The sequence below is a fragment of the Psychrobacter sp. S1-30-MNA-CIBAN-0213 genome (assembly GCF_040309845.1).
In the GTDB taxonomy this organism is placed as follows: Bacteria; Pseudomonadota; Gammaproteobacteria; order Pseudomonadales; family Moraxellaceae; genus Psychrobacter.
In genome coordinates this window covers 137,760-150,276 of sequence record NZ_JBEOPE010000003.1, presented here as the reverse complement: position 1 = coordinate 150,276, position 12,517 = coordinate 137,760, and the positions used below count along the sequence as shown (strand labels likewise).

Genomic DNA, 12,517 nt, shown 5'->3' with positions numbered 1-12,517 from the left:
AAATAAATCATTCTAAGAAAGGAGCTCCTATGAGCCATCAAGTTAGCATTACAGGACAAATCACCCCTGACCAAATACCTATGATTGCCGAAAACGGTTTCAAAACCATCATCAACAACCGTCCTGACGGTGAAGAGCCTGGACAGCCAACCAGCGCTGATATCGAAGCGGCTGCTAAAAAAGCGGGCCTTGCTTACAAAGAAGTGTCTTTTGCTGGTAGTGAGCTCAATCAAAATCACGTCGAAGAATTCGCGGATTTCTTCAATCAAGCCGAGCGGCCAATGCTCATATTCTGCCGTACGGGCAATCGCTCAACGGGTATCTATGAAGCCGCTAAGCGTATGGATTTGTTAGACGATTAATAAATTAGAGGTTTTAACTATTTGAGCAAGCGTTAACTAATTAAGTCCATATAAACATGTGGGCTTTTATAACAGTTAAGACGATGTTTTAAAGTATATTTGAAGTTATAAAACCACAAGGAATGTGGACTATTTGAAAAGTCATTCTAAGATGACTTTCATTTTTACAAGGAATGTTTCATGAGTAATACTGCGCTGGCCTTACTCCCTCTGGCTCTTGCCTATATTATGTTTACCTTAGGAACAGGGCTCAAACCCAGTGACTTTAAGGTTATCGCTAATCACCCCAAAGCGTTTTTCGTCGGATTAGTAAACCAAGTCATTATTGTGCCTTTAGTCGCTTTAGCAGTAGTCCTAGTGATGGGGCCACCACCAACCATCGCCTTTGGTATCATGCTAATTAGTTTTTGCCCAGGCGGCGTGACCAGTAATATGCTCACCTATTATGCCAAGGGTAATGTCGCGCTTTCAGTCGCGCTTACTGGTGTGGTTAGTCTATTATCGGTCATTACTTTGCCCATCTTAATTACTTTAGCCTTTAACCATTTTATGCAAGACCAAGCCAGCTCTATTAGCGCTGTAAAAATTGGTGTGGTGATGTTTTTATTAACGACTTTACCCGTCACCCTTGGTATGCTTGCTCGCTACAAATTCACTAACTTCATGGTGCGTAGGAGCAGTATTCTAAATGGCTTAGCCAGTATCTTTTTTGTATTGATTGTTTTTGCAGCCATCGCTTCCAACTGGGAACTCCTAAAATCACAGTTAACGTCAATGGGGCTTGAGCTGGTCCTTATCATTATGGCCTTATTTGTGTTAAGCATTTTGACTTCTAAAGCGCTAAAGCTTAGCTGGTTTGATACCAAAACCATTTCAATAGAAACCAGTATTCAAAACAGTACGACTGCAATTACTTTAGCCCCTATTATTATGGGAACGGCAGTTGGTCTACCTGCTATTGCCTTACCTGCTGCTGTATATGGGGTGCTCATGTATGTGATTGCGCTGCCAATTATTGCTTTGATTAGAAATAAGAATTGATTGTTTCTGACGTAAAAAAACCACCTCAAAAGAGGTGGCTTCTCAAACTAACTTTATAGCTGAACGGCTTACTGCATAACCAAATATTCAAATGCTGATAAAGCCGCTTTAGAACCCTCGCCCATCGCGATATTAATCTGCTTAAAGGGTACAGTCGTCACGTCACCACAAGCAAAGATACCTTTGCGATCGGTACGGCAACGCTCATCAATCTCAATCTCACCAAAACGGTTTAAATCGACAAAGCCTTTAATGAATCCAGTATTTGGCACTAAGCCAATCTGTACGAACACTCCTGCCAAGTCACGCTCATGGGTCTCACCTGTGCTGCGATCTTGATAAACAATAGAAGTCACTTTACCATCAGTCGCTTTAATCTCTTGCGTCGCCGCCCCAGTGATAAATTCAATATTGGCTTTTTCTTTGGCTTTGTTAATCAATACCTGATCCGCTTTTAAATCATCTGCGAATTCAAGTACGGTCACATGCTTCACGATACCTGCAAGGTCTAATGCTGCTTCGACACCAGAGTTACCGCCGCCGATGACTGAGATGTCTTTATCTTTAAAGAAAGGACCGTCACAGTGCGCACAGTAGGCAACGCCTTTACCGATATTTTCCTCTTCACCTGGTACACCAAGTTTACGCCATTGCGCACCAGTCGCTAAGATAATACTGCGAGTCTCAAACGTCTCACCCGTGTTTAGATGAATGCTGTAATTTTCTTCTTCCGTCTCGCTGATTTCTTTGACACTCACGTGCTCTTTGAGCGTGATATTGTACTCTTGCAAGTGCTTTTCAAAATTGGCAGACAATTCATTGCCTGTGGTCAATGGCACAGAGATTAAGTTTTCGATATCTTGTGTATCTTTCACCTGTCCACCGATACGATCTGCGACCATCGTCACTTTTAAGCCTTTACGCGCGGTATAAATCGCGGCGGCAATCCCAGCAGGACCAGCACCAATAATAGTCACATCTTGCTGCTCTAACTGCTCGGTATCATCGTCCGCTTCTGCTAATAAATCAGGGAATTGCTCTTGTAGCTTTTCAATGAGCTTGGCGGTATCAATCAGACCATTAGCAAACGGTTTACCGTTTAAGAATACTGCCGGTACGCCTTGGATATTATTTGCTTCTACTTGCTCTTGGAACAATGCACCATCGATCATCTCGTTGCTGATGTCATCGTTTAGCAACGCGAATTGGTTCAGCGCTTGTACGACTTCTGGGCAACTGTGGCAAGAGAGCGACACGTAAGTTTGGAACTGCAATGGCTTATTAAAACGCTTAATGAGCTTTTGAATGCCCTCATCTAGTTTTAGCGTATGACCACCAGATTGCAATATTGCCAAGATAAGCGATGTAAACTCATGACCGCCTGGGATACCGCTAAAGACGATACCAGTATCGGTCAACTCGCCATCAATATGACTACGGACCGCAAAGCTAATCGGACTTGGTAAGCTATCATCGTTCGCTGTTGCATCAAAATTAATCTTATCCGTCGTGCCAGCGATTTTAGTTAAGAAATCAATCAACTCTGCACGTTTCTTATGCTCGCCGCTACCCAATACGAAGGTAATCGGACGAGTCATATTCTCGCTATAGCTTTTAACAGCGTCTAATAAACTTTGATCTATCATGTTTGTTCCTCATTGTTATTCAATATGTAACGGCAACTAAGCGGCTACACGTTTAAAGATGGAAAATTTGAAGTAAGTAATGTTGTTTAAAGTATAATTTGAATAAGGCCTACGCCCTTTAATGTCCCTATTATCATAGGTTTCGAGGATTTGGGCAAGGTGATAAACTCAAACTTTACGTTTTATAAAACAAATCATAAATAGGATTAACCAATTAAATTTAAATTAATAAAGCGATAGTAGTCCCATTATAACCATGGTATAGAGGTTGTTTTTTCGCTACAATCGATTGAGGCGAATAGGAAAAAGTCTTATTTACCTACTGGCGGATTGACTTTTAAGAGTGTTTGTTAAAGTCTTTTCTGCTGAGCTTGAGCCTTATCACTATTAAGTTAATAGCGCTTTGGCTCAATAAAATCTAAGTCTCACAATCATAGCAATTCATCACAGCAACCTTAACGACAATGCGCTGATGCTTATTGTAAGCTTGCGCTTCATAACAAGGATGACAACATGAGAAAGACTGATACGTTACAAGACAACAGAGAGATTATTGCAGAACTTAAGCAGAAAGACAGCCACTTTGCCAGTATTTTTGATGAGCATACTCAGCTTGATCAGCAAATCAATCAACTTGACAAAGATTTGGTTAAGCACGCCAGTCGTGACGAGGAAATAGAACAAATGAAGCGACGAAAACTGCATTTAAAAGATGAGATTTATAAAATAATCGATAAAAATAAACTACAATCTCATGCCTAATACTTCGTTTCTTATTAGCAAATAAAAATAAAAACCCTTCCTAGTTAACAATATAAAAAGACCCCATCAACTTATGCTGATGGGGTCTTTGTCTGTAGCGTTTATCTATCCAAGTGAAACTTTGTATACAACACTACGAACATCTAAATCATTCAAATAAAGCAATACTTAGATTTTACCAACTAGATCAAGGCTTGGTTTTAGAGTGTCGCCACCTTGTTCCCAAGCTGCTGGACAAACTTCGCCATCGTTTTCACGAACGTATTGTGCTGCTTTTACTTTACGTAGCATGTCTTTTGCACTACGGCCAATACCGCCAGCATGAATTTCAGCAACCTGAATCAGACCATCTGGATCGATTAAGAAGGTACCGCGTTCTGCTAGACCAGCTTCTTCGATCATGACGTTAAAACCACGAGTGATACGGCCAGTAGGATCACCGATCATTGGGTAAGTAACTTTACCGATAGCATCTGAAGAGTCATGCCATGCTTTGTGCGTGAAATGAGTATCGGTTGATACTGAGTAAACTTCAACGCCTAGACCTTTTAGCTCTTCGTAATGGTTTGCCATGTCTTCAAGTTCAGTTGGGCAAACAAAGGTAAAATCGGCTGGATAAAATAGGAAAATTGCCCAGCTGCCTTTTACATCTTCTGAAGTGATAGTTTTGAACTCACCGTTTACAAATGCTTCTGCTGAAAATTCTGGAATTTCTTGATTGATAATAGACGCCATGATTGGCTCCTTTTTTAATTAAGTGTTATTGAGTTAGATTGTGATTATTTATTTGATTGTTTCTGTTAAGCCTTTAACTATCTGGGCTACCTGACAAACTATACGCGAATTCTACGGTTAATCTAGTTAAAAGTTTTTAATGTGATGTTTTGTTTTATTAAACTTGTTAAACTATTCTATCTACTTTTAATCATCAGTGTACTATCGGTAAATTGCTATCATATACTGAATGAACAAGTATAAAAATTGCATTAAAAACCCATTAATAGAGAGGTTTTATGATTACCTTACGTCAGCTTGAATTTGCCTTAGCCGTTGCTAAACACCGTCACTTCAAACGCGCTGCTGAAGACTGTAACATTTCGCAGTCTGCATTGAGCTTAGGTATCGCAGAGCTAGAAAAACAGCTGGATACGCAGATTTTTGAGCGCAATAATAAACAGGTGCTGATTACCCCTATCGGGCAAGATATCCTAACGCGGGCACAGCGGGTATTTTCTGAAGTGAGCGATTTGACCACGCGCGCGCACAGTCATCAGACGCCGCTTGCTTACCCTATGACAGTAGGTATCATTCCAACGATTGCGCCTTACCTATTGCCTAAAGTGTTGCCTGCGCTGCGAGAGCATTATCCAGAATTTCGTATGACCATCGTTGAGCAACAAACCGAGCGCCTGCTCGAACAAGTGCGCTACGGTCATATTGATACTGCTATCATTGCACTACCTTATGCAGTAGATGGCCTACATAGCTTTGAGTTTTGGAACGAGGACTTCTTTGCAGTGTTTCCAAAAGACGATGTGCATGCCAAGCTTGAAACCATTAACTCCGATGAGCTAGCGACTGCCAATCTTATGCTGCTGGGTGAAGGACATTGCCTGACCGATCAGACCTTATCTGTCTGTCACTTTGATCGTGCAGAAATGAAATCAAGCTTTTCTGATGCCAGCTTAAACACGCTTATCCAAATGGCACTTGCCAATATGGGTACGACTTTGGTTCCAGAGATGGCGTTAGATCAGCTGCATCTAGAGAATCAAAATGCAGTCGCAGTACCACTGGCAGAAAAAGGACCTCATCGTCATATCGCCTTCGTCACGCGTCTAAATTATGCTCGTGTCGATGACGTAAACTTACTCGGAAAGGTGTTTAAAAAAGCGTTTGAAGATGCTGCAAATAAAGCCTAATCTTGGCAATCGTTTTGCCCTGCACTTATCTGCTATTAATAGCGATATCGAGCCAGCGAAAGTTAATGCGCTTTGGCAAGATATCGCTGTTCGTTATAACGAAACGCAGCGCGCTTATCATACCTTAAGCCACCTTCAGCAATTGTTTGAGCAGTTCGAACAGATTAAGCGTGAGCTTAGTGAGCCACATATTATCGCATTAGCATTGTACTACCATGATGTAATTTATGATCCAACGCGCGCGGATAATGAGCTAAAAAGTGCAGAGTATGCCGTCGGGGCGCTAGGCCATTATCTGAGCGCTGAACACTGCCAGCATATCTATGCGCTTATTATGATGACCGCCAGTCATCAGCTTAATGAGTTTACAGACCCTAACAAAAGCAGTGACGCTGCTTATTTGCTAGATATGGATTTGAGTATTTTGGGTGCGTCTTGGCCTGAGTATGAACAATATGCACAAGCCGTACGCCAAGAATACATGCATGTTCCGCTTGCAGATTATCGTATTGGGCGAACGGCTGTATTAAACGGACTCTTAGCGCATCCTAAACTTTATTTGACTGACTATTACTATGAGCAGTTAGAAGTACAAGCTCGGGATAATATTAAGCGCGAAGTTAATTTGCTACTTTGCTAAGAACTTAATAAACAATTCACTTCCCTGTCGTGCTGGATGCGAGTTATAGCTCGTCTCCATAATTTCAATGTTAAAGTGAGTCTCAAAACGTTGTTGATACTCATCTCTCGTGCCACCAAAGGGTGGTTCCTGACGTCCAAAGTCGACATTAAATAATAAGCCAACCAATTTTCCTTGAGGCTTTAGCAGCGTTGCCATTTGTTGCACATACTCATCACGGCGTGAGGGGTTTATTGCACAAAAAAACGTCTGCTCGAGTATCCAATCAAACTGATATTGCTCAGGGGATAAATCAAAAAAGTCCGCACAGATTAAATGCTCATCCGGAAAGTCAGGATAGCGCTCAGAAAAATCCTTAATTGGCGCAGGGGCAAAATCAACCAAAGTGACATTGGTAAAACCTTGCTCATGCAGATAACCCACCTCGTAAGCATTACCTGCACCCGGCACTAAAATAGCTTGGTCTTTAGCCGATTCAGGCAATTGGTCAATATAGGCTTTGAGCGGTGGCGATACCTGACCCATGTCCCATTGTATGCTCCCAGCCTCATAACGCTGCTGCCAAAACTCGGCTTGATTGACATTTTCCATATGACATCCTTGTATATGATACCAAACCCAAAAAGTACGATTAGCGGTGTCAAACTCGATTAGTCTACTAGATGTAGTACTTGCACTCGTTTTCCTTGCTACTCATACTTTTGGAAATGGTATAGTTTTATTTTAAACGACACGAATTGTACCGTTATGAATTATCATATCAGTCTTATTACGATTATTTATATTATTTACGTGATACGTTCAATCTAACTTTCCCGTCTTACCTGCCAGCATATTATGCCAATGTTGATAATCCGGCATTGCTGTCGCCACCGTTTGCCAAAACACACGGCTATGGTTGGCATGATGCAAATGGCACAGTTCATGGACGATGACGTATTCTGTGCATTCAATAGGATAAGCAGGCAGATAAACGGATAACCAAATCCGTCGCGCGCGGGTATTGCAGCTGCCCCAACGCGTATGCATTTTTTTTAGGCGTATCTCATTAGCTTGAGCGCCGACAACTGGTTGCCATTTTTCAAACAGAGAAGGCATGACTTCAGAGAGCTGTTGCCGATAATAAGCAATTTTTTCATCATGACATAAGGTAAATGATTGTTCTACACCCCACAACAGAATAGGACTGCCGGCAGTTGAAGTTTCAGATGCAGGGTTTTGTTTACGCTGGTATTGCTCCAAGACTTGCGCGTGATTGGCAATCGCCCAAGGTACGCGCTTAGCAACAGCTTGCGCGACTTGCAATGTAGTAATGAATGCTGGTGCTGATACCATCAACGTATACGGCTTTAAGCGAAAATTGATATTTTTGACGCGCTTTTTGGTCACGTGTAGCTCAATGCCTGCCTGCGCAAGTTGTTCTCTAACAGTATGTAAACTGATGTCGTATCCCCTTGCTTAGTCGTCATTAGAGTTGAGCCACTATAAAATAAATATAGTGCTACTAGAATAAATTTTTCGCAGCCTTTGTCGGCTAGCTACAACAAGCAAGGAAAACTTATCTCAGTAGCACGTTATCATAATTATTCTTTTTTATTTAGCACTCACCACAGTTACAGCGCTTGCAAATGATTGTCAAAAGACATCTTATGCACCTTACTGTTTTTAATAATGCGCTGAGTTTTCTCAATCTTATCCTGGTTAATTGACCCTGTCGCTGATGTATCATTCACCTCTAACGTCGTTAACTGACCTTGTCCATCACTAACGATAAAACCTGAACGCTCACTATTATCTTTTACGTTGCTAGTACGCTGATTAAATAACACTGATGCTCCTGCACAATCTGGCAAACTGACATCATCAATCAATTCTCGAGTGCTTAAGTCATAAGTCGCCGCACAGCCGCCAATCGGTGTAGTCACACATAATAGGTTACGCTCGCTATCGACCGCCACACTGGCAATATATTGATGAAAGCGTTGCCATTGATTATTGGGCATAATCAATGGTTTGAAGTCAGAATTACCGCGCTTATGAGTGAGCACCAATGGCACATTGATATGCTTCTCACCTTGAAACTGAATGCCAATCATCACTGTACCATTATCGTGCATTGCCAAATGACGTACGCTCATTTGATTGTGTTCAGGAACAATCTGCTCAAGCAATGAGCCATCATGACGATTCAAGTAAACCAGTGAGGGACGCATGCTGTCTATGTTTAGCTCTTCACGAGAAGCTTGCTCGGTCTTAATACCACCATTAGCAATAACCAACGTTTTACTATCAGGATGCATAATTAGCTCATGCGGCCCAATACCATGCGAGTCAAACTCTGCTACTTTTTTATAAGCATCATGAGCATCATAGATACCAATTTTACCGTCTAAATTTATCGTGTCATTCTCGGTCACATAGAGCAGTTTACCGTCTAAACTATAACAGGCATGACCATAAAAATGGCGATGGTTTGAAGCTTTGATAGCGAACTTTACTTGCCCAGTCGCTGTATCCAGCACCCAAAACTTCTCACTTGGACGCCGACCCATCACTACAACATCACGGTTATGGTCATTATCGCTAAGCTCATTTAGAACGTTAGAGATAGGCTGCACAACGATATCATGCACACGTTCAGGCATGGTGGTCTGCCAAACGACTTCCCTATCCCCATTGATACCAACCACACCGAAGTCATTTTCAGGATTATCATCATTCATTGATGAAATATTTTTTGGCATAGAGGCCACACCACTCACCCAGCAAACTGGGCGCGCTAGCATGGTCGTAGTATGAGCAGTGCTAAAGTCGGTAGTGTTACTATCGCTACCTTTATCCTCTATAGAGTTATGATACGACTGTTGCCACGCAGCAGCGGCTTGCTGACAAGCATAGCGAAATCGCGTTAACTCAGGTTTAGCGGTTGATGATAATAAATGCAATTGAGCACGGACGCCTGCTACATAATCTTGCAAGGTTGCATCAGGCTGACGCTGCTTACGATAGTGATGATGGATACCGACAAGTGCGGCTGTACCCATTATAGTAGACAGTGCTGTTAATGCTGAGGTTGTCAACAGCTCATGGCCTAGTCGAGTATTGTGTCTATTGTTTTGATTATTAGACTGTTTGCGTGTTAGACCCTGTGACTCAGAAGAATCTTCAGTCACTAGCGCTACTGTCTTAGCTCTCATGATCTGCATAGTTTAATCGCCATCAGTGCTATTAAAGCCCACACGAAGACCAAGGGTTGGAATCAATTGGCGCTTAATAACACGAGTAATAGTAGTCAGATGCTCATGCAATTCTTGCTGTGTGGCTTTATCCGCAGTCGCTAAATCTTCTGGCATTTGTGCCAACAGCGTGGTAGCATCAGCAAGTGCGGTTGATAAACTATCAGCCACTTCGTTTTCGTTATTACTGCCAAGGATAGCGGTTAAAATTGGATCGGTCAGCGCTTGATTTAGTGTAGCCAATTTAGCATTGATGATAGCGCGGCTTTGCCCGGCTGTAGCGGCCGGCAGGTGACCTTTGGCCTTACCCGTTAGACCCAAAGGCTGGTCTATGGCATTAGACTTCATGGTCTCAACCAACGATAGTAGAGAATTAAACCATTGGTTCAAACCTCGATCGCTATCTGCTGTTTTATCAATCGCTAATAGTTCAGTGGCATTCTGCTGCCAGTTGTCTTCGATATTTTTTAGGCGTGTACTTAAGGCGCTACTTGCGCTTATCACATAAGCACATTGCCCAGCATCCAAGCTGTCATTAGCATATAACGCTTCTTCTAATCCTGGTACCCCTTGCACAATGGCGCTTTCATTAGCCAACTGCTCAGCAGTTAGTATGGGATTGGCAGCGATAAGATCTGCAACGCCACCATGTACCAGTCCGCGCTCGTCAGGATAATAATTAATATATAAATTGCTCATACTGGCAGTTGCAGGGCCGAAATTGATCATTTCAGCATTCGCCCATGCTTGTGCTAACACGAGCCACTGATCGCGCAGCGCTTGTAGCTCATCACCACTTATTGGTGCTTGCTTGCAATGCTTTTGTGCCAAGTCATGCAATAGATTGCTCTGCTTAACAGCATCTGCATAAGCTGGGATAACAATATCATCAGCCACATGGGTCAGATAGGTTTTTTCAGTATCTGCGCTAATATCGACGGCGACAACTTTATCTACACTGCCGCTATTACTATCTGCTGCGCTATTTTGCGCAACTTTTTGGCTATCAACCTCTGGCGCTTTATTCTCGTCAGCAGGTTTGACACAGCTGATGAGTAGTCCAGCACTTAAAGCAGAGAGCGCCATTGCTAAAGCATGGTTTATTTTCATAAGTTTCTCGGTATTTATATGAGTAATTATTAGGGTCTGTTTATTAAGACCTGCCATTAAAAATAGATGAATAGCATCGCTTTTATAATGATTTTAAGAACGCATTCAATTCAGTACGTCCTTGTTTGTCTAACTTTAATACTTTTTGTTTCTGCTTTTCGGCTTCTCCGCCATGCCACAATACCGCTTCCATCAACGTACGTGCTCGACCATCGTGTAAAAACGTCGCTTGCGAATCAACAGTTTGTGCAAGACCAATACCCCACAATGCGGGCGTACGCCATTCATAAGAGTTGGCTAAAAACTCAACTTGCGCGTCTTTCGGTGGCAACTTGCCAGCAATCGTCCGATCGGCAAGGTCATCACCCATTTCATGCAGCAATAAATCTGTATAAGGATAAATCACTTGCCCATGCTGCTCAAGATGGTCGTCGTCCGTTTTTGGCAACTGGTATCTTGGCGTATGACAGCTTTGACAACCCATATCATAAAAGCGTTTTTTGCCAGCTAGGACCAGTTTGTCATCGGCATTGCGGCGATGCGGTACCGCTAAATTACGCGTATAAAATTCGACAAACTTAGTCACCTCATCGTTGACTTCGACAGGTGGCTTGTCATTACCCTGCTCATCAGCGCCGGTAGTAGCGCTCAAGCAAGCCGTTTGCGTCGGCATACAGGATTCATGAGGACGGATATTTGAGGTCAAACCCATGTCTTCATTAAAAGCACTTTGGTTTTGGGTAATAAGCTTGGTTTGACCTGCTTTCCAGCCAAAACGACCTAAGGCCGTTTTTCCTGTTTGCGGATCCATTACCCAGTTAAATTTACCGCTAATATCGTCATTATTTTTGTCATCGCTATCTGCTTGTTTCTTAATATCTTCATCTGGAATTTGTTCAAGTAAACCAAGCCCAATCATGGGTAAAGCCACTCGCGGCGATACCATTAGCTCATCATCAAATGCACCATAACCAGGTTTGGTTAAGTTAAAAGTTGGCGCACGCAATGTTTCGACATGACCATCGGCAAAGGTGACTGGCTTATCTGTCCACTGCACTGCAATTCTTGCTTCGGCAGGTACGCCTTGAATACCGCGATCTTGCAGCTGACCACCATACATAGGATGCACGACTTTTTCGATAAGCGAGTTCTGCAATTGCTTCCGCTGCTCATCCGTTGTCGCTGGCATCGCAAGGCGAATCAGCAAGCTGTCGGCATCATCATCGCTACTCATAGGAGCGTGACCACGGCCATCTTTTATATGACAGGATTGACAAGCAGCGACGTTAAACAATGCTCCTAGACCATCACGGCTATCGGTACTCGCAGGGGCGACCACCCACGGCTGGCGAAAGAAGGCATTACCGATAAAGAAGTTGCCTTTACGTGAGGCAGATACGTTTGAGGAAGGCTTAGAGTAACTCTCGCTACTGGTAATACTAATACCAGTGTCGCCCCCTTGCTTAATCTCTTGTGGATCAAATGTGGCCAGCTGCTGCATTGGTACGCCAGCGAGCGCCTCAATGGTTTGCGCACGTTCAGGCGCTAAAGCTTGGGGCTTTCCATTATCAGCCACATTGTCTGTTGGTTGACAAGCACTGATAGCCATTGCACCCATAATGGTTAATGCAATTTTAAACGATGTACCTTGCAAGCTTGAAGAAATGAAAGGGAAAGCAGAGGATTTGGTATGAATGGAGCTCATAGGAGTTGCCTTAGTTCTAAATTAGAACCATTAAAATGGCTTGCTATAACAGTATTTATTTCTTATCAATATAGCGGTATAAAAATATATCGA

At 42.7% G+C, this 12,517-nt stretch carries 12 protein-coding genes; 5 read left to right on the top strand and 7 right to left on the bottom strand.

Translation table 11 applies throughout. The annotated features are described in order from the left end of the window. Positions 1–29: 29 nt before the first annotated feature. Positions 30–362: a protein tyrosine phosphatase family protein gene (locus AAEY87_RS04070; RefSeq protein WP_350656050.1), complete on the top strand. Its 333-nt coding sequence runs from the start codon at positions 30–32 to the stop codon at positions 360–362. A gap of 180 nt (positions 363–542) precedes the next feature. Next, positions 543–1,403, top strand: a complete 861-nt coding sequence (locus AAEY87_RS04065; RefSeq protein ID WP_068329351.1) for a bile acid:sodium symporter family protein — start codon at positions 543–545, stop codon at positions 1,401–1,403. 68 nt (positions 1,404–1,471) lie between these two features. Here the strand turns inward: AAEY87_RS04065 and ahpF are convergent, their stop codons facing one another. Next, positions 1,472–3,049: an alkyl hydroperoxide reductase subunit F gene (ahpF, locus tag AAEY87_RS04060; protein ID WP_350656049.1), complete on the bottom strand. Its 1,578-nt coding sequence runs from the start codon at positions 3,047–3,049 to the stop codon at positions 1,472–1,474. A 513-nt stretch (positions 3,050–3,562) separates the two neighbouring features. On the opposite strand from ahpF, the gene AAEY87_RS04055 reads away from it, so the two are divergent. Then, a complete protein-coding gene (locus AAEY87_RS04055; protein WP_068329355.1) occupies positions 3,563–3,811 on the top strand; it encodes an HP1242/YdcH family protein in 249 nt (82 codons plus the stop codon). A gap of 168 nt (positions 3,812–3,979) precedes the next feature. Here the strand turns inward: AAEY87_RS04055 and ahpC are convergent, their stop codons facing one another. Continuing rightward, positions 3,980–4,546, bottom strand: a complete 567-nt coding sequence (ahpC, locus tag AAEY87_RS04050) for an alkyl hydroperoxide reductase subunit C (RefSeq protein ID WP_068329357.1) — start codon at positions 4,544–4,546, stop codon at positions 3,980–3,982. A 278-nt stretch (positions 4,547–4,824) separates the two neighbouring features. On the opposite strand from ahpC, the gene AAEY87_RS04045 reads away from it, so the two are divergent. Both AAEY87_RS04045 and AAEY87_RS04040 read left to right on the top strand, forming a co-directional pair. Further along, entirely contained in the window at positions 4,825–5,733 is a 909-nt protein-coding gene (locus AAEY87_RS04045; protein ID WP_350656048.1) for a hydrogen peroxide-inducible genes activator, read from the top strand. Beyond that, positions 5,714–6,373 carry an HD domain-containing protein gene (locus AAEY87_RS04040; protein WP_350656047.1) on the top strand — a complete coding sequence of 220 codons (660 nt, stop codon included), beginning with the start codon at positions 5,714–5,716 and terminating at the stop codon, positions 6,371–6,373. The genes AAEY87_RS04045 and AAEY87_RS04040 overlap by 20 nt, the downstream gene beginning before the upstream one ends. Here AAEY87_RS04040 and AAEY87_RS04035 read toward each other — a convergent pair. From AAEY87_RS04035 to AAEY87_RS04015, 5 genes are all read right to left on the bottom strand, one after another. After that, positions 6,362–6,964 (bottom strand): methyltransferase domain-containing protein, encoded by a 603-nt coding sequence (locus AAEY87_RS04035; protein ID WP_350656046.1) that lies wholly within the window; start codon positions 6,962–6,964, stop codon positions 6,362–6,364. The genes AAEY87_RS04040 and AAEY87_RS04035 overlap by 12 nt on opposite strands. A 210-nt stretch (positions 6,965–7,174) precedes the next feature. Beyond that, a complete protein-coding gene (locus tag AAEY87_RS04030) occupies positions 7,175–7,762 on the bottom strand; it encodes a M48 family metallopeptidase (RefSeq protein ID WP_350656045.1) in 588 nt (195 codons plus the stop codon). Positions 7,763–7,986: 224 nt separating this feature from the next. Further along, positions 7,987–9,579 (bottom strand): DUF1513 domain-containing protein, encoded by a 1,593-nt coding sequence (locus tag AAEY87_RS04025; RefSeq protein WP_350656044.1) that lies wholly within the window; start codon positions 9,577–9,579, stop codon positions 7,987–7,989. A gap of 3 nt (positions 9,580–9,582) precedes the next feature. Further along, positions 9,583–10,719, bottom strand: a complete 1,137-nt coding sequence (locus tag AAEY87_RS04020) for an imelysin family protein (RefSeq protein WP_350656043.1) — start codon at positions 10,717–10,719, stop codon at positions 9,583–9,585. An 82-nt stretch (positions 10,720–10,801) separates the two neighbouring features. Further along, complete coding sequence (locus AAEY87_RS04015; RefSeq protein ID WP_350656042.1) at positions 10,802–12,424, bottom strand: di-heme oxidoreductase family protein; 1,623 nt, start codon at positions 12,422–12,424, stop codon at positions 10,802–10,804. Between the last annotated feature and the right edge of the window lie 93 nt (positions 12,425–12,517).

Bases quoted from the DNA above. Each gene is read 5' to 3' on its own strand.
- AAEY87_RS04020 (WP_350656043.1), bottom strand. From the start codon at position 10,719: ATGAAAATAAACCATGCTTTAGCAATGGCGCTCTCTGCTTTAAGTGCT.
- ahpF (WP_350656049.1), bottom strand. From the start codon at position 3,049: ATGATAGATCAAAGTTTATTAGACGCTGTTAAAAGCTATAGCGAGAAT.
- AAEY87_RS04015 (WP_350656042.1), bottom strand. From the start codon at position 12,424: ATGAGCTCCATTCATACCAAATCCTCTGCTTTCCCTTTCATTTCTTCA.
- AAEY87_RS04035 (WP_350656046.1), bottom strand. From the start codon at position 6,964: ATGGAAAATGTCAATCAAGCCGAGTTTTGGCAGCAGCGTTATGAGGCT.
- AAEY87_RS04065 (WP_068329351.1), top strand. From the start codon at position 543: ATGAGTAATACTGCGCTGGCCTTACTCCCTCTGGCTCTTGCCTATATT.
- AAEY87_RS04045 (WP_350656048.1), top strand. From the start codon at position 4,825: ATGATTACCTTACGTCAGCTTGAATTTGCCTTAGCCGTTGCTAAACAC.
- ahpC (WP_068329357.1), bottom strand. From the start codon at position 4,546: ATGGCGTCTATTATCAATCAAGAAATTCCAGAATTTTCAGCAGAAGCA.
- AAEY87_RS04025 (WP_350656044.1), bottom strand. From the start codon at position 9,579: ATGCAGATCATGAGAGCTAAGACAGTAGCGCTAGTGACTGAAGATTCT.
- AAEY87_RS04070 (WP_350656050.1), top strand. From the start codon at position 30: ATGAGCCATCAAGTTAGCATTACAGGACAAATCACCCCTGACCAAATA.
- AAEY87_RS04040 (WP_350656047.1), top strand. From the start codon at position 5,714: ATGCTGCAAATAAAGCCTAATCTTGGCAATCGTTTTGCCCTGCACTTA.
- AAEY87_RS04055 (WP_068329355.1), top strand. From the start codon at position 3,563: ATGAGAAAGACTGATACGTTACAAGACAACAGAGAGATTATTGCAGAA.